General features: G+C 49.2%; 16 protein-coding genes. 15 read left to right on the top strand and 1 reads right to left on the bottom strand.

The window, feature by feature from the left end; translation table 11 throughout:
- Nucleotides 1-16: 16 nt before the first annotated feature.
- On the bottom strand, nucleotides 17-493 hold the full coding sequence (locus ACNA6I_RS07690) for an N-acetyltransferase (RefSeq protein ID WP_048004149.1): 477 nt from the start codon (nucleotides 491-493) through the stop codon (nucleotides 17-19).
- 195 nt (nucleotides 494-688) lie between these two features.
- Here ACNA6I_RS07690 and ACNA6I_RS07685 point away from each other — a divergent pair, with 195 nt between their 5' ends.
- The 15 genes from ACNA6I_RS07685 to murD all read left to right on the top strand — a co-directional run bounded on the left by ACNA6I_RS07685 (nucleotide 689) and on the right by murD (nucleotide 17,599).
- Entirely contained in the window at nucleotides 689-2,044 is a 1,356-nt protein-coding gene (locus tag ACNA6I_RS07685) for an acetyl-CoA carboxylase biotin carboxylase subunit (protein ID WP_048004528.1), read from the top strand.
- 15 nt (nucleotides 2,045-2,059) lie between these two features.
- Nucleotides 2,060-2,275: a biotin/lipoyl-containing protein gene (locus tag ACNA6I_RS07680; RefSeq protein WP_048004148.1), complete on the top strand. Its 216-nt coding sequence runs from the start codon at nucleotides 2,060-2,062 to the stop codon at nucleotides 2,273-2,275.
- Nucleotides 2,276-2,297: 22 nt separating this feature from the next.
- Nucleotides 2,298-3,836 (top strand): acyl-CoA carboxylase subunit beta, encoded by a 1,539-nt coding sequence (locus tag ACNA6I_RS07675; RefSeq protein WP_416313129.1) that lies wholly within the window; start codon nucleotides 2,298-2,300, stop codon nucleotides 3,834-3,836.
- A gap of 178 nt (nucleotides 3,837-4,014) precedes the next feature.
- On the top strand, nucleotides 4,015-4,899 hold the full coding sequence (locus ACNA6I_RS07670) for a ketopantoate reductase family protein (protein ID WP_048004146.1): 885 nt from the start codon (nucleotides 4,015-4,017) through the stop codon (nucleotides 4,897-4,899).
- A gap of 1 nt (nucleotide 4,900) precedes the next feature.
- Nucleotides 4,901-5,287 (top strand): DUF3397 domain-containing protein, encoded by a 387-nt coding sequence (locus tag ACNA6I_RS07665; RefSeq protein WP_416313128.1) that lies wholly within the window; start codon nucleotides 4,901-4,903, stop codon nucleotides 5,285-5,287.
- A 103-nt stretch (nucleotides 5,288-5,390) separates the two neighbouring features.
- The gene (bshC, locus tag ACNA6I_RS07660) at nucleotides 5,391-7,010 is read left to right on the top strand and encodes a bacillithiol biosynthesis cysteine-adding enzyme BshC (protein ID WP_159129597.1); all 1,620 of its coding nucleotides are present in this window, start codon (nucleotides 5,391-5,393) and stop codon (nucleotides 7,008-7,010) included.
- A gap of 209 nt (nucleotides 7,011-7,219) precedes the next feature.
- Nucleotides 7,220-7,651: a division/cell wall cluster transcriptional repressor MraZ gene (mraZ, locus tag ACNA6I_RS07655; protein WP_416313127.1), complete on the top strand. Its 432-nt coding sequence runs from the start codon at nucleotides 7,220-7,222 to the stop codon at nucleotides 7,649-7,651.
- 40 nt (nucleotides 7,652-7,691) lie between these two features.
- Nucleotides 7,692-8,627: a 16S rRNA (cytosine(1402)-N(4))-methyltransferase RsmH gene (gene rsmH / locus ACNA6I_RS07650; protein ID WP_048004142.1), complete on the top strand. Its 936-nt coding sequence runs from the start codon at nucleotides 7,692-7,694 to the stop codon at nucleotides 8,625-8,627.
- Nucleotides 8,628-8,665: 38 nt separating this feature from the next.
- Entirely contained in the window at nucleotides 8,666-9,025 is a 360-nt protein-coding gene (gene ftsL, locus ACNA6I_RS07645; RefSeq protein ID WP_048004141.1) for a cell division protein FtsL, read from the top strand.
- On the top strand, nucleotides 9,022-11,205 hold the full coding sequence (locus ACNA6I_RS07640) for a penicillin-binding protein (protein WP_048013046.1): 2,184 nt from the start codon (nucleotides 9,022-9,024) through the stop codon (nucleotides 11,203-11,205). The genes ftsL and ACNA6I_RS07640 overlap by 4 nt, the downstream gene beginning before the upstream one ends.
- A gap of 132 nt (nucleotides 11,206-11,337) precedes the next feature.
- Nucleotides 11,338-13,254 (top strand): stage V sporulation protein D, encoded by a 1,917-nt coding sequence (locus tag ACNA6I_RS07635; RefSeq protein ID WP_231578823.1) that lies wholly within the window; start codon nucleotides 11,338-11,340, stop codon nucleotides 13,252-13,254.
- Nucleotides 13,255-13,446: 192 nt separating this feature from the next.
- Nucleotides 13,447-14,907, top strand: coding sequence for a UDP-N-acetylmuramoyl-L-alanyl-D-glutamate--2,6-diaminopimelate ligase (locus tag ACNA6I_RS07630; RefSeq protein WP_416313126.1), 1,461 nt, complete (start codon nucleotides 13,447-13,449; stop codon nucleotides 14,905-14,907).
- Nucleotides 14,908-14,909: 2 nt separating this feature from the next.
- Nucleotides 14,910-15,236, top strand: a complete 327-nt coding sequence (locus ACNA6I_RS07625; RefSeq protein WP_053072121.1) for a hypothetical protein — start codon at nucleotides 14,910-14,912, stop codon at nucleotides 15,234-15,236.
- A 38-nt stretch (nucleotides 15,237-15,274) separates the two neighbouring features.
- Nucleotides 15,275-16,249 carry a phospho-N-acetylmuramoyl-pentapeptide-transferase gene (gene mraY / locus ACNA6I_RS07620; RefSeq protein WP_048004137.1) on the top strand — a complete coding sequence of 325 codons (975 nt, stop codon included), beginning with the start codon at nucleotides 15,275-15,277 and terminating at the stop codon, nucleotides 16,247-16,249.
- On the top strand, nucleotides 16,250-17,599 hold the full coding sequence (gene murD, locus ACNA6I_RS07615; protein WP_048004136.1) for a UDP-N-acetylmuramoyl-L-alanine--D-glutamate ligase: 1,350 nt from the start codon (nucleotides 16,250-16,252) through the stop codon (nucleotides 17,597-17,599).
- The last annotated feature ends 10 nt before the right edge of the window (nucleotides 17,600-17,609 follow it).

The raw sequence follows: 17,609 nt of genomic DNA, 5'->3' as shown, positions 1-17,609 counted from the left end.
CGGATTTTTCGTTCGGTCAGCCGTGCTTTTGTTCTGATACTCCTTCAGGAAACCATACCATGGGATTCTCGCTCAGATCACGTTCCACATCGTATGTTACCTGATGAAAGTCCATCCTCTCCCAGAACCCCTGGGACTTTATGCGGGAATTCGTCTTGATCGGAAGACCGAAGCTTTTGGCAAATTCCACAAGGATGCTGCCGTATCCTTTGTTCTGATACTTAGGAAGGACTTCAAGCTTCCACAACTCAAGGTAATTTTGAGCTGGATCGAAGTACTGATCGAACCTTGCATCACGCTGGTAAAGACTCATGCGGGCAACCAGTGTGTCGCCGAAATAGATTCCATAAAACGGAGATTCACTATCGTTTTCAATGATATTTTCCTGAAGGTCGTCGAGCATGGATAGCTCTTGTACACCGTATTCTTTAAACTTCTTAAACTCTTCAAGAGTTTTGTAATTGACTTTCAGCTTCTCTACTTTATTTGCCATTTGAAATCCCTCCTGAAACATTTGAATGATTGCGGATGATCCGCTTTCAATGTATTTACCCTTAATTGCCCGATATATTATTATTATATAACAAATAAACAAAAAATTCTGCACTCAAATGAGAAAACGTTTACATTTTAGAGAGGAATTCCACGATTTTTGTAGAATTCCTACTAGGAAGGAGGGGGAGAGATGATACAGAAAATACTCATCGCCAATAGAGGGGAGATCGCTTCACGGATCATTTCCACCTGCAAACAGTTATCGATCGAAACCGTAGCAGTCTATTCAGATGCAGATGCAGAGATGCCGTTCGTCAAAGAGGCGGACCATTCATTCAGGATCGGAGAGTCTCAAGTGAACCGTTCTTATCTGATGATGGATACGATCGTGGAAGTGGCAAAACGTGAAGGGGTGGATGCCATCCATCCTGGTTATGGTCTGTTATCTGAAAATGCTTCATTTGCCAAGCTGGTAGAAGAAGAGGGGCTCATCTTCATCGGTCCTCATTGGAAAACCATCGAGGTCATGGGCGATAAAGTGAAGGCCAGGAAGATCATGAAGGATGCAGGCGTACCTGTCGTACCCGGAAGTGAATCAGGTTGTGCATCGATTGAATCAGCAAAGCTCCTTGCCGCTGAGATCGGTTACCCGGTCATGCTGAAGGCGAGCGGCGGGGGCGGGGGCATCGGGATGATCCGGTGTGCCGATGAGCAAGCGCTCGTTCAACATTTTGATTCGACCCGGAATCGTGCAAAAGCGTATTTTGGGAACGACGAAGTATTTCTTGAAAAATGTATAGATGAAAGCCGGCATATCGAGGTGCAGATCTTCGGGGATCAACGGGGGAATCTTGTTCATCTGTTCGAAAGGAACTGCTCCGTCCAACGGAGGAATCAGAAGGTGATTGAAGAATCTCCTTCACCAGCGCTTTCGGAAAAGACCAAGGAGTTGATGCTTTCCGCGGCAGTGAAGGCAGGGAAAGCCGTCGGTTACACCAATGCCGGAACCGTGGAATTCATCGTGGACCATGATGAACAGTTCTACTTCCTTGAAATGAATACACGTCTTCAGGTGGAACATCCTGTGACCGAAGCCGTGACGGAACTTGATCTTGTCAAATGGCAGCTGAAGGTCGCTCAAGGGGAAGAACTGCCCATCTCAGCTCAGGAGGGGATATTCTCAAGGGGGCATGCCATCGAGTTCAGGATCTATGCCGAAGATCCGAAAACGTTCTTCCCGTCCCCGGGTCTCCTTGCCACACTCGAGTGGGGAGAAAAGCAGGACGGTGTGCGAATCGATGCGGGTTATGCACAAGGGAACAAGGTGACACCGTTTTATGACCCTATGATCGCCAAGTGCATCGTAAGTGGGCAGGACCGCAAGGATTGCCTTGAGAAAGCTAGGAGATTTTTCGGCGGGGTGGAGATCCAGGGGGTCAAAACCAATCTTCCCCTCATCCGGGAGGTATTATCGGCCGATGAGTTCGTCGGTGGGGGTTACTCCACCAAATGGCTCCAGGATTACCTGTCTGCACAACAACAATCATAACGAGGAGGAACTTATATGAAAGAAATCAAAGCCACCATGGCAGGCACTGTATTGAATGTATTGACGGAAACCGGTAAAAGCGTTTCAGCGGGAGAAATGGTACTCATGCTTGAATCCATGAAAATGGAAATACCTGTCGAAGCGGAAGCTGGCGGAACGGTTGCCGAGGTGAAAGTGAATATCGGTGATTTTGTGAATGAAGATGATGTGCTGATTCTGCTGGAAGACTGATATTCATATTCGAGGAGGTGTAATGATGACATCAAAAACGACCGAGAAGCTTAAGGAATCAAGGGAAAAGATCCGTGCCGGGGGAGAAGAGAAGTATCATCAAAAGCTGAAGGATCAAAACAAGCTGTTCGTCCGTGATCGCCTGCAGCAGCTCTTCGATCAGGGGGCCTATCAGGAGGACGGAATGTTTGCAAATTCAACCGCCGATGGTCTTCCGGCTGATGGAGTGGTGACGGCCATCGGTAAAGTGGGCGGACAGACCGTCTGCGTCATGGCCAATGATTCTACCATCAAAGCCGGTTCATGGGGAGCAAGGACCGTTGAAAAGATTATCCGTATCCAGGAAACGGCCATGAATCTGAAAGTCCCGATTCTCTATCTGGTGGATTCTGCCGGGGCAAGGATCACCGATCAGCTCGACATGTTCCCGAACAGGCGTGGGGCTGGACGGATTTTTCATAATCAGGTGAAAATGTCCGGCATGGTGCCTCAGGTGTGCCTCCTTTTTGGACCTTCCGCAGCCGGGGGAGCATATATCCCCGCCTTCTGTGATCTGGTCATCATGGTGGAAGGGAATGCGTCCATGTATCTCGGGTCTCCGAGGATGGCTGAAAAAGTCATTGGGGAAAAGGTGACCCTTGAAGAAATGGGCGGTGCGAGGATGCACTGTTCCGTAAGCGGATGTGGTGATGTGCTCGCTTCATCTGAAGAAGAAGCCATCAGGGAAGCGCGCCGCTATCTTGGGTATTTCCCCGCAAATTATCAGCAAAGGCCTGCTCTGATCGATGGAGGAGCGCCAGATGCGTCCAAGACCCTGGAAGAGTTGATCCCTCAGCATCAAAATGCCCCGTTTGATATGTACGACGGGATTCATGCCCTGATCGATGAAGGAACGTTCTTTGAGGTCAAGAAATTATTCGCTCCCGAACTCATTACTGGGTTTGCCCGCTTTGATGGCAGGGTCGTAGGGATCGTTGCCAATCAGCCGAAGGTGAAGGGAGGGGTCCTTTTCCACGATTCCGCGGATAAGGGGGCAAAATTCATCCAGCTCTGTGACGCCTTTCATATTCCGTTGTTATTCCTGGCCGATGTACCAGGCTTCATGATCGGTACGAAAGTGGAGCGGGCAGGAATCATCCGCCACGGTGCAAAGCTTATAGCGGCTATGAGTTCAGCCACGGTTCCGAAAATTTCTGTCATCGTACGTAAAGCCTATGGAGCCGGCCTTTATGCCATGGCAGGTCCTGCATTTGAGCCTGATGTGTGCATCGCTCTTCCGACGGCCCAAATAGCCGTAATGGGACCGGAAGCTGCAGTCAATGCGGTCTATTCTAACAAAATTCAGGCGATTGAAGACCCTAAAGAGCGTATGGCCTATGTCCATCAGAAGCAGAAAGAGTATCAGGAGCATATCGATATTTATAAGCTTGCCTCCGAAATGATCGTTGATGAAATCGTAGCTGCAAATGAACTGCGATCCGTCCTCATCCAGCGATTCGAGATGTACCAAACAAAGGACGTCGAGTTCAGCCATAGGAAGCATCCGGTTTATCCTGTTTGATGGAACGGTGCGTCATGCCCGGAAAGAGTCCCTATTCTTCTCAGGAAGAGTAATGTCTCTTCCGGGTTTTTTATCGTATATGCGTGGAGGACTTTCAGTTGTTCGGCAACATGAAACTTTTGTATGAAGAATGAGAAATATTTGGTAAAATGAGTGTACATTGAAAGGCGGGGATCGGATGGATATCGGGATCATAGGGGCAGGTGCAGTCGGGCTTTTGTTCGCCGGCTATCTTGGTAAACGGCATAACGTGACAGTCTATGCAAGGAGAAAAGAACAAAGGGAACAGTTGGAGGCCTATGGTGTCACAGTGTGGCGCGAGGGGAGAAGAGGGCAGACCGATGTGCAGGCAAAGTCTCTCAGCGCGCTTGACAGCCGTCACGATCTTGTCATCCTTGCCGTAAAGGGGTATGACCTCGATGAGTCACTGTTCATCACCGTCCCTACAGAGACCCCCCTCCTGTTCCTCCAAAACGGAATCGGTCATATGGATCTCCTGAAGACGCTTCCTTACGACACCGTGATGGCGGCTTCGGTCGAACATGGTGCACTGAAGGAGAATGAACATACCGTCTTACATAAAGGAGTGGGCGCTACGAACATCGCCTTGGTACGGGGGGCATCCGGACCGCTGCAGCGTCTGCTGGAAGAGAAGGATGCTGCTTTTCCTTTTGTAAAAGAGGATGATTATGAAGCGATGCTTCTCAGGAAGCTGTTCATCAATGCCATCATCAATCCACTGACGGCCATTGCAGGCTGTGTGAATGGAGAAGTGGCATCGAATCCATATTACAGCGCACTTATCGAACAGGCCTATGGAGAACTTCTTCATCTTCACCCCCACATGGAAGAAATGATTTCCCTCGAAGACATTAAGAGGGTATGCATGAATACCGCGCAAAACCGGTCGTCCATGCTAAAGGATGTGGAAAACGGAAGGATGACCGAGATCGAATCCATCCTTGGGGAACTAGTCCGTAAGGCTTCGCCACGGGATATACCGGTCATGAATACGCTCTATCTCCTCGTGAAGGGGAAAGAATCAGCAGGGAGGATGACATAAGATGGCTTCTGCATTTTCTATTATCATGGCGCTCATCGTCCTTATTCCGTTCGCGGGCTATTTCATCAGCTTCATCTTGGCCAAGGAGCTGACGGGAAGTCATCGGAAAGCCGTCCACATCTCCGTCGATATCACCACGATCCTCCTGATGATCTCCGTCCACTTCATCATCATAGCCATTTGGGGTCAATCGTATTTCTGGCTGATACTGTTGACCGTACTTTGTTCGGCATTATTCTTCACCATTCTGTACTGGAGGTTGAAAGGGGAGGTCGATTACCGGGGAGTGATCAGGGGGACGTGGAGACTGAATTTCCTCTTGTTTTCCATGGCCTATCTCGCCCTGATGGTGACGGGCCTCGCTCTTCGGGTCATGGAATCCAACTGATCCGCATCTTTTTTACATGTCTTAGGCAAGTTTTTTCCTTTTCCTTTTGTGGAATGATATACTCATCGTTAGGAAATTATGAGCTAGAAAAGGAGTCATTCATATGGAATTGGAAAGCTTGGATATTCCAGCAATCAATCAGTTTGCTTCAAAGTATATGAAACAGGAAGAACCGGTCACTTCTTTCTTTCATTATAATATCAATGAACAGGACGTCTTCAGCCGTCGCCTTGAAGACCTGGGGGAGAGGGAATTCCCACGGGAAGGACTCGCAACATGCATCTCCTCCTATATGGAATCGCTTCCGTCGTCTTCAGCCGTGGAAGAATCCCTGCAGAAATTAAAGAACGATGCCGTCGCCGTCGTTGCAGGACAGCAGGCAGGCCTGCTTACCGGTCCCCTATATACCATACATAAAATCGTATCCGTCATCAGACTTGCCAGGGAGCAGGAACAGGAATTGAACCATCCTGTCGTACCGGTATTCTGGATAGCGGGAGAAGACCATGATTATCAGGAAGTGAACCACATCTTCCTCGAGCAGGACGGGAAAGTGAAAAAGACTGGCTATCCGGAACAGGTCGTGGATAAACGCATGACTTCCGATGTCGAATACGATCCCGCCGTGATGAAAAATTGGATCCATGACATCCTTAAAATGCTGGGAGAGACCGAGTTCACGGCAGGACTCACTGCCACGATGGACGGTCTCATCCGTGAAGGGGAAGATATCGTCACGTTTTTTGCCCGCTTCATCATGACCCTTTTCAAGGACTATGGGCTCCTTGTGATCGACTCTTCGTTTGAACCGTTGAGGAAGCTGGAAGCTCCTTACTTCCGGCACCTGATCGAGAACAGCCGGGAAATCACGGACAGAGTGCTTATGCAACAAAAGAACATCAAGGCAGATGGTTTCAACACGCAGCTTGAGATCTCCGGTGATGCAGCCAACCTGTTCTTGAATATGCAAAACGAGCGTGCCCTACTCGTGAGGGACGGCTCGGGTTTCAAAGATAAGAACAGCGACTCCTACTTCACGAAGGAAGAACTGCTGGCAATACTACATGATCAACCCGGTAGACTGAGTAATAATGTCGTCACGCGACCGCTCATGCAGGAGTGGCTATTCCCCACTTTGAGCTTTATTGGAGGGCCGGGGGAAATCGCTTATTGGGGTGAACTGAAAAAGGCATTTGAATTCATGGGGATGAATATGCCCCCTGTCATGCCGAGGCTGAACATCACCATCCTTGAGCGTACGGTCGCCAAAAGGATCGAAGAACTCTCCCTTTCCTTGCAGGAAGTGGTAAGGAACGGAGTTGGCCATGTGCGGGATGAATTCCTTGAGACCCTGAAGCCGAATGAACTCGAAGGAGAGCTACAGGAAATCGAAAGGTATCTTATCGCGAAGTATGAAGGGATCAAAAAGGAAGCGGTCGCTGTGGACAACAACCTTGATCCGATCGTGGATAAGAACCTTGAATTCCATCTCAAGCAATTCGAATTCTTGCGAAAACGCACGGAAAAATCAATCAGGAGCAAGAATGAACGGCAGCTTTCCCGGTTCGATCTCATCGAGAACAGCATCAGGCCGAACGGCGGTCCCCAGGAACGGACACTGAATGTCCTCTATTATATGAACAGGTTTGGTCCGGATTTCATTACCCGGCTCACCGATCTTCCTTTCACGTTCGACGGGACGCATAAAGTCGTACACCTGTAACGTATTTAGCGACACGTACCACCATAAAAGGATCGATTTCGCTTGAAACAGCGATTTCGATCCTTTTTTTATGGTGTCTCTTGTCATGAAAACAGGGAAAAAAGAGACAGGTTGAGAGAGGAAATAATATGCAAGAAAAGAATATAGAAAAGAGTGGAGAAAAGTGGGGGGATGTGGTACATTTGTGATAGAAAGTGGGGGCAGTGCATATGTTCATGGGCGAATATCAACATAACATTGATACAAAAGGCCGTTTAATCGTACCTGCCAAGTTCAGGGAGCACTTTGGTGATGCGTTCGTCATCACACGCGGTCTCGATGAATGCCTATTTGGTTATCCCATGGATGAATGGCGCGCACTAGAAGAAAAGCTCAAAGCCCTGCCGCTCACAAAAAAAGACGCCCGTGCCTTCACCCGTTTCTTCTTTTCAGGAGCAACGGAAAGCGAACTGGACAAAACGGGGCGCGTGAACATTCCCACCACGCTTGTGAATTATGCAAAACTTGATAAAGAATGCGTTATATTAGGTGTTTCCAATCGAATCGAGATTTGGAGCAAAGCTATATGGGAAGACTATTTCACACAGTCTGAAGATTCCTTTGCAGAACTTGCAGAGAATATGATCGGATTCGATATCTGATCCCCCACCACTAACAGTCGATTGGAAAGGTGAAACCAACATGTTTAAACACACGACCGTATTATTAGAAGAAACTGTAGATGGATTGAATATCCGGCCTGACGGCATCTATGTCGATTGCACCCTCGGGGGAGCGGGACACAGCGAATATCTGGCAGGACAACTCTCCAGTCAAGGACACCTGTACTGCTTCGACCAGGATGAAACAGCCATCGCACATGCCAAAGAAAAATTAGAAGCGTTTTCGGATCGCGTCACATTCGTTCAATCCAACTTCAGGAACCTGAAAGCGGAACTTGCGGATCTGGGTGTACATACTGTAGACGGGGTGCTATATGATCTCGGTGTGTCTTCCCCGCAGCTGGACACACCTGAACGGGGATTCAGCTACCACCATGATGCGCCGCTCGATATGAGAATGGACCTTCAAGGGGAATTGAGTGCCTTTGATGTAGTGAATCACTGGTCCTTTGAGGATCTTGTACGCATTTTCTACCGGTACGGAGAAGAGAAATTCTCCAAACAGATCGCCCGAAAAATTGAGGCGGCCAGAGAGAAGAAGGCGATTGAAACTACAGGGGAATTGGTCGAACTGATCAAAGAAGGGATTCCCGCACCGGCAAGGCGCAAGGGCGGTCACCCTGCCAAGCGTGTCTTCCAAGCAATCAGGATAGCCGTGAATGATGAGCTCGGTGCATTCGAAGATTCCCTCGAACAGGCCATCGACATCCTTTCTCCCGGAGGAAGGGTCAGCGTCATCACCTTCCATTCACTTGAAGATCGCATGTGTAAAACGATGTTCAAGGAAAAGGCTGCAGGACCCCAGCTTCCCCCAGGTCTACCCGTCATTCCAGAAGGGTACGAGCCAGAGTTGAAGCTCATCACACGAAAGCCGATCCTTCCTAGTGAAGACGAACTCGAAATGAATAACAGGGCACGCTCTGCTAAGCTCCGTATAGCAGAAAAAAATAAATAAAAATAGATAAAAAAGATTGAATAATGGGAGGGATCACCTTGAGTAACTTAGCTAGAAATTATCAAACACAACCGATCGAGACCAGTGCACAACCAAAACCGAAACGACTGCGTGAGGGAAGGACATCCGTCATCACTCCCGGAGAAAAAATCCTTCTTGCAGCGTTCGCCATCATGTTCTGTTTCTTCGCCGTGAAGATCGTATCGAATGAAGCGTCCATCTATCAGGTGAATCGGGAACTTCAAGTCGCTGAGGGCGTCATCGATAAGCAGGAAAAAGCGAACACGGATCTCAAGATCCAAGTAAGTGAACTGAGTGCATACGACCGTATCCTTGATAAAGCAAAAGAGTTGGGTCTCAACCTGAAAGATAAAAATGTCAAGGTAGTGGAAGAATGATGAAAAAAAGATCCAGCATGAACATCGGAGCAGCCATCCTATTCGGGATATTCGGACTGCTCTTTTTTATCATTATGGTCCGATTCGTCACGATTCAGGTCACGGGTGAAGTCGACGGGAAGGCCCTGACGGCAGAGGCTGCAAAGAAATACATAAAGGGTCACATCCTCGAGGCCAAGAGGGGCTCGATTTACGACAATAATGGGGACGTGATCGCAGAAGACACTTCCGCCTATACGCTTGTGGCCATATTAAGCCCGAAAGTCACAACAGACCCGAAGAAACCAAAGCACGTCACGGATCCTGATAAGACGGCAGAAGCACTGGCGAAGTATATTGACATGGATAAGAGTGAAATCTATAAAAAACTCGATCAAAAGGGTGAAAAAGCCCCTTATCAGGTCGAGTTTGGTTCTGCGGGAAGAGACATCTCCCATCAGCAGATGCTAGAAATCAAAGAGGAAGATCTACCGGGCATCACCTTCCGGAAAGAATCAAAACGATTTTATCCGAATGGAACGTTTTCGTCCCATCTGATCGGATTCGCACAAAAGAAAGATGAAGAAAGTTCTGAAACCACGGGAATGATGGGAGTGGAGAAGAGCTTCAATGATATCCTCAGCGGAAAAAACGGATCGGTGCAATATAAGAGCGATGTCTGGGGATACCTCCTTCCGAATTCAGAAGAGCATGTCACTCCTCCGAAAGACGGGGACGACATCTACCTGACCCTGGATAAAAAGGTGCAGACGTTCCTCGAGGAAGCCATGAGTCAAGTCGAGAAAGAATACAAGCCTAAAAAGATGTTTGCCATCGTTTCTGATCCTAAAACAGGCAAAATCCTGGCCATGACACAGCGGCCCACCTTCCATCCTGATGATAGGGAGGGCTTGTTGAATAACTGGACCAATACGATCGTGGAAGAAACGTTCGAACCTGGATCCACGTTTAAGTCATACTCCCTGGCGGCAGCGGTCAATGAAGGAAAATTCAATCCCAATGAACTCTATGAATCTGGTAAGTACTATGTGGACAAAGTTCCTCAGCCGATCAAAGACTATAACTACGGGAACGGATGGGGGACCATCACCTATCTAGAGGGAGTCCAGCACTCTTCCAATGTGGCGTTTGCGAACCTCCTTGATAAGCTGGGATTCGAAACATTCGGAAACTATCTGAATGATTTCGGCTTTGGAAAACCTACCGGGGTGGGGCTGCCGAATGAGGCAGAAGGATCGATTCTCTATCATTATCCCATCGAGAAGTATACGACCATCTTCGGACAGGGGACAACCGTCACACCCCTCCAAATGATTCAGGCGGAGTCTGCCATCGCCAATGACGGGAAGATGATGAAACCGTATGTCATCTCCAAAGTGGTGGACCCGAATACGAATAAAGTGGTCAAAGAAACGAAACCGGAAGTTGCGGGTAACCCGATCACAAAGGAATCTGCCCAGAAAACGAGGGAGTACCTGGAAACGACCGTTACATCTCCTGAAGGAACCGGAGCCAGATTCGCCCTGGATGATTACCGGGTATCGGGGAAATCAGGGACTGCACAGATCCCGGATCCGGCGACGGGAAGATACAAATCCGGTGCAACGAATAACTATCTTTTCTCCTTCATGGGCATGGCACCGGCAGATGATCCGGAGCTGATCGTCTATGTGGGTATCCAGGAACCCCAGCTGAAGGAAGGGGAAATCGGTTCCGATCCAGTGGCGGCAGTCTTCAAACCGGTCATGCAGAACAGTTTGAAGTACTTGAATATCAAGCCTCAGGAGAAGGTGACGCTGAAGAAATCATCGCTGCCGGATGTAAAGGACCTGTCAGTGAAAGAAGCAAAGGCCGAGCTTGAAAAAGCAGGTGTCGAACCGATCGTCCTTGGAAAAGGAAGCACGGTGACGAAACAGTCGCCGCCTTCTGGTGACAAGATCCTTGAAGGGGAGCGGGTCATCATCAGGACCGACGGAGAAACGACCCTTCCAGACATGACGGGTTGGTCCATCCGGGACGTATTCAAAGTCGCCGGCCTGACCGACCTGAAGCTGAAGGTTGAAGGCAATGGCTATGTGGTCAAACAAAGCATCAAAGCCGGGACAAAGGTAAAAGAAGGCCAAGCCCTGGAAGTAACATTCAAGACCCCTCAGGAACAGATGAAAAAGAAAAAAGAATAGGGATGGAACAGAGGGATCTGCCGAGGCCGGCAGGTCCCTCTTTCATTTAAGGCGCGTTCGGGAAATTCCGGAACATACGGCCGGTGGTCCAAGCATATAATGGAACGAGCCATAGAAGGGGAGGTTCCATTAGTGAAGAGAGTATCGAATGTAACAGTAAGGAAACGTCTGGCCATCGCACTTATTGCAGGGATCCTGATCTTCTCCATCATTGATGTGAGACTCGGGTATGTCCAGTTTTTCAAAGGGGACTGGCTCACGGGCCTTGCAAAGGATTCATGGAGCAGGAATATTCCATTCCAGCCTGAGCGTGGTAAGATCCTTGATCGAAACGGCGTGGAGTTGGCGGCCAATCAAAGCGCCCCCACCATTTTTGTCGTGCCAAGACAAATCACCGAACCGAAAGAAACAGCTGAGAAGCTTGCGTCCACCCTTAATATTTCCGTTGAGGCCGCATATAAATATGTAACACAGAAGGCAAATATGGTCTTGATCAAAGAAGCAAGGAAACTATCCTATGATAAAGCGAAGGAAGTACGCGATATGAACTTGAAAGGGGTATACCTCGGGGAGGATTCAAAAAGATATTACCCGTATGGAAGCTACCTTTCGCATGTATTGGGGTTTGCAGGCATCGATAATCAGGGCCTGATGGGGCTTGAATTATCCTATGACGAGGAGCTCAGCGGGGAAAAGGGGTACGTGAAGTTCTTCTCTGATGCCAAGGGGAAACGGATGCCGGATATGGCGGATGACTTCGAAAAGCCTGATAACGGCCTGGATCTGAAGCTCACCATTGACACCAAAGTACAGACCATCGTTGAGAGGGAGCTGGATATCGCTCAGGAAACGTATAATCCGGATGGGATCATTGCCATTGCCATGAACCCTAAAAGCGGTGAAATCCTCGCCATGTCAAGCCGTCCCACTTTCGATCCATCCAACTTCAAAAACGTGCCCCAGGAAGTCTATAACCGGAACCTGCCGATCTGGAGTACGTATGAGCCCGGTTCAACATTTAAAATCATCACCCTTGCTGCTGCTTTGGAGGAGAAAAAGGTCGATCTTCATAAAGATACGTTCCATGATCCGGGCCATGTGGAGGTAGCCGGGTCGACCCTTCACTGCTGGAAGAGGGGTGGGCATGGGACCCAGACATTCCTGGAAGTAGTCCAGAACTCGTGTAACCCCGGCTTTGTTGAACTTGGAGAGCGGTTGGGGAAAGAGAAGTTGTTTGAGTACATCGACGACTTCGGGTTTGGACAGAAGACAGGAATCGACCTTCAGGGAGAAGGAAAAGGGTTGCTCTTCAATCTGGATCGCGTAGGTCCTGTGGAGCAGGCGACAACGGCTTTCGGTCAGGGTGTTGCCGTAACGCCAATCCAGCAGGTGGCCGCTGTAGCTGCTGCAGTGAATGGCGGGACCCTCTATCAACCTTTCATTGCTAAAGAACTCGTCGACCCTAAGACGGGTGAGGTGGTGATGAGGAAGACCCCTGAGGCGAAGAGGAAAGTCATATCGGAAGATACATCGAAACAGATAAGGGAAGCACTTGAAAGTGTCGTTGCCCTCGGTACTGGCGGGAAGGCATTCGTAGAAGGATATCGTGTCGGTGGCAAGACGGGGACTGCACAGAAAGCCAAAGACGGAAAGTATCTGGAAAATAATCATATCGTCTCATTCATGGGCGTTGCACCAATGGATGATCCGGAAATCGTCGTGTATGTGGCAGTCGACAATCCGAAAGGCACCGTTCAATTCGGTGGTGTCGTGGCTGCTCCGATTGCAGGAAGCATCATCGGCGACAGCCTGGAGGCGATGGGCGTGCCGAAGAGGAAGGATCAGATCGAGAAAAAGATGACATGGCTGGATGTCCCGCTCATCAAGACGCCGGAGCTCGTCGGTTTATCGAAAAGCGAACTGCAGGAGCAGCTCGTGAATTTGAAGCTCGAAGTCAGCGGTGAGGGTGACCATGTCGTGAGTCAGTCGCCGGACCCTGGTGTCAAGATCAAAGAGGGATCGACGGTAAGGGTTCAGATGTCTGAATAGGGAGCGGCCGGACTTTTTGTGGGATTCCTGTGAAAAGTCCGGCGTTTTCGCGTCAAGTCGCCGCAGTTGGATAAATTGAAATCGTTAGAAATCGAGATGAATCACGAACTAAGTGAAAAGGTTGATAGCTTTCAGTCGTTTTTTTTTGTAAAATATATAAAGGTTGCTTTCTGCCTGTTAGGAGTTGAAAAGATGAGATTGCACACAATGCTTGAAGTACTACCATTTTTCACAGTACAGGGTGAAGGGGATCCATCTATTTCGAATATTGTGAACCACCATAAGGATGTAAGGAAAGGCGATTTATTCATCTGTATCAATGGCCTTGAAGTCGACAGCCACTCTCTCGTCAGGGAAGCGGAGCGGAACGGGGCGGCCGCGGTGCTGGCGGAGAAAGAAGTGAAGACAGGATTACCGGTCGTGATTGTTCCAGACACAAGGAAAGCCATGGCCATCCTCTCAGATTATTTCTTCAAACAACCTTCCCATCGTTTATTACTTGTCGGGGTAACGGGAACAAACGGCAAAACGACCACCACCCATCTGATCGAACAAATCTATGCGGGTTCCGGTCTTACCACTGGCTTAATCGGCACACTGCATATAAAAGTGGGGGATGTCCTTCAAAAAAGCCGGAATACGACACCGGATAGCCTTACGTTGCAAAGGACCTTCAAGGAGTTCGTCGACAAAGGCGTTCAATCAGCCATCATGGAGGTTTCCTCCCATGCATTGGATCAGGGAAGGGTGCACGGCTGTGACTTTGACATCGCGGTCTTCACCAATCTCACTCAGGATCATTTGGACTATCACCGATCCATGGATGAGTATCGGAACGCAAAGGGCCTGCTTTTTTCCCAGTTGGGAAATACGTATTTTAAAAAATCACCGAAGTATGCGATTATTAACATGGACGACGAAGCGGCGGATTACTATATTAAATCCACCGCGGCCCACGTTTTCACCTATGGATTGACAGAAAAAGCTGATTTTTATGCGAAAGACATCTCCTTGACGGCATCGGCCACAACGTTCACCATGGTGACGCCTTTCGGGACGGAGAAGCTCTCCATCGGTCTCCCGGGGCTATTCAATGTCTACAATGCACTCGCAGCGGTGGCCTCCTCTTCTGCTGCCGGAATCCCGGTGGCAGAAAGTGCAAGGGTCCTGAGGGCAGCGACGGGTGTGAGGGGGAGATTCGAAACGATTTCTGCCGGACAGGAATTCAGTGTGATCGTGGATTATGCCCATACCCCAGATGGATTGAAAAATGTCCTCGAGACGATCCGTTCCATCACAAAAGGGAAAATCATCGTGATTGTCGGATGCGGTGGGGACCGGGATAGGATCAAAAGGCCGATCATGGCCGAAATCGCGTGTGAATACGGGGATTTAGCCATATTTACGTCTGATAACCCCCGCGGAGAAGACCCCATGCAGATCTTGAAGGACATGGAAGCCGGGGTGTTCGGTAAAGGATATGTCTTGATCGAAGATCGCAAGGAAGCCATCCGCCATGGCATTACCATGGCTTCGGGCGATGATGTGGTATTGATCGCCGGAAAGGGCCACGAAACCTATCAGATCATCGGGTCCCAGGTGTATGAATTCGATGACCGCGAAGTCGCGAAGCTCATCATCAAGGGGGAATAGGCATGCTTTCTTATGAAAATGTCCTGCTTCTCTTCCCGGAGTCAAGGGGGATCCGATTCCCCGGCCTGACCTTCGGGATGATTGCGACTGATCCAGGGAAGAAGATGAGCAAGGGGCTGTATGTGCCACTTCATGGAGGCGAAGACCTCCTCGGGCCCATCGAATCGGGCGCCATTGCATCCCTGTGGCTGAAGGATCAGGTCATTCCTGCCCATGTTCCCAATCATTTCCCCTTATTCATTGTGGAGGATATGAAGCAAGCCTATGAGAGACTGATCGCCTGTTGGGAGGGCAGATCAGACACACAGATTAAACCGCCCCGGGACTAACACCCCGAAGGGCAAGAGAGAAAGGACGAACAATCAGAATGACGGAACAAGTAATCTTATATACTATCATCGCAGCATTTATCATAACAGCCGTGCTTGCGCCGATTTTCATCCCCTTCCTTAGAAGGCTGAAATTCGGTCAGAGCATCCGTGACGAAGGTCCCCAGTCCCATCAGAAAAAGACCGGGACACCGACTATGGGTGGGATCGTCTTTTTGCTTTCCATCGTCGCCACTACCTTCCTCATGACAGGCAGGTTTTCCGATATCGGACCAGAAACCTATCTGATGATCCTTGTCACAGTAGGATTCGGTCTGCTTGGATTCCTGGATGATTTCATCAAGGTGGTCATGAAACGGAACCTCGGCCTGACGTCGAAACAGAAACTGGCAGGTCAGATTGTCATCTCCATCATCTTTTATCTGATCTTCAAGCAGAATGATTTCTCGACAGCCGTATCGATCCCGATGACGGACATTTCCATCGAACTTGGTTGGTTCTACTGCCTGTTCATCATCTTCTGGCTTGTCGGATTCTCCAATGCAGTCAATCTGACAGACGGTCTTGATGGCCTTGTTTCAGGAACATCCGCTATTGCGTTCGGAGCCATGGCTGTCCTTGCATGGAATCAATCACAATTCGACGTCGCCATTTTCAGCGTCGCGGTTGTAGGAGCGGTACTTGGATTCCTCGTATTCAACGCCCATCCCGCAAAAGTGTTCATGGGGGATACGGGATCGCTTGCGCTCGGAGGAGCGATTGCAACAGTCGCAATCCTGACGAAGACGGAAATCATCCTGATTTTGATCGGGGGAGTATTTGTCATCGAGACCCTTTCTGTCATCCTTCAGGTTGCTTCCTTCAAGACAACGGGTAAGAGAATCTTTAAAATGAGTCCGCTCCATCATCACTATGAACTATCAGGGTGGTCCGAGTGGCGTGTTGTAGTGACCTTCTGGACAGTGGGCCTATTGTTTGCCGTCCTGGGAATTTATATCGAGGTGTGGTTATAAGTGAAATCAACAGTCAAATTCAAACATAAAAAAGTACTAGTGCTGGGTCTTGCCAAGAGCGGTGTGACGGCAGCATCCCTACTACATAAGCTGGATGCCTTTGTCACGGTGAATGACCAAAAGCCCCTGTCTGAAAACCCTGCCGCCCAGGGTCTCCTCCAGGAGGGGATAAAGGTGATCACAGGCAGCCACCCCATCGAACTCATGGATGAGGGCTTCCAATATGTGATTAAAAATCCGGGGATCCCTTATACCAATCCCCTGATTCAAAAAGCAATTGAAAAAGGCATCCCGGTGTTGACGGAGGTGGAACTTGCTTACCTGATCTCGGAAGCCGAAATGATCGGGATCACGGGTACGAATGGAAAGACCACGACTACGACCCTCCTGTTCGAAATGCTGGCGGACGGCGATCAAAACCCGCTGATTGCCGGAAACATCGGGACCGTTGCCTCTGAAGTGGCGCAGGAAGCGGGGCCCCATAACAAAATGGTGGTAGAGCTTTCATCGTTCCAATTGATGGGCATCGAGGAGTTCAAACCGCATATCGCCATTATTACGAATCTTTATGAAGCCCACTTGGACTACCATGGCAGTCTTCACGACTATTGGCAGGCAAAAGTGAACATCACGAAGAATCAAACGGAGGATGACTTCCTCATCATCAATGATGATCAAACCCATCTGATCGCTGCCGTTGCCCATACAAAGGCACAGGTGGTGCCTTTCTCCACTACGAAAGAAGTCCTTGATGGAGCCTATATCAAGGAAGACGCGATTTATTTCCGAGATGAGTTCATCGTCAGCCTGGACGATATCGTCCTGCCGGGAGCACATAACCTGGAAAACATCCTGAGCGCAGTGGCCGCGTGCAAACTGTATGATGTGCCGAATGAAAGCATCAGGAAGGTCCTTTCCACTTTCGCAGGGGTCAAGCACCGTACGCAATTCGTGAAGGAAGTGGAAGGGCGGAAATTCTATAACGACTCGAAGGCGACGAACAGCCTTGCAACGAAAAGTGCACTGAACGCCTTCGCTGGTCCCACGATCCTCCTCGCCGGTGGATTGGACCGCGGAAATGATTTTGACGACCTTATTCCGTATCTGAAGAATGTATCAACCCTCATCGTGTTCGGTGAAACGGCCCAAAAGCTCGCAGAAACAGGAAGAAAGGCAGGGATAGAATCCATCATCACTGTCGATAATGTTGAAAAAGCTGTTCCTGTGGCATATGAACATTCGCAGCCAGGGGATGTGATCCTCCTGTCGCCTGCATGCGCGAGCTGGGATCAGTATCGCACTTTTGAGGAACGAGGAGACATGTTTATCCAGGCTGTGCATATGCTTTAATAAGAGCTTG

The organism is Rossellomorea sp. FS2 (assembly GCF_047915635.1).
Lineage (GTDB): Bacteria > Bacillota > Bacilli > Bacillales > Bacillaceae_B > Rossellomorea > Rossellomorea marisflavi_A.
The sequence above is the reverse complement of the archived record's forward strand: the minus strand, read 5'-3'. Positions and strand labels throughout refer to the sequence as shown.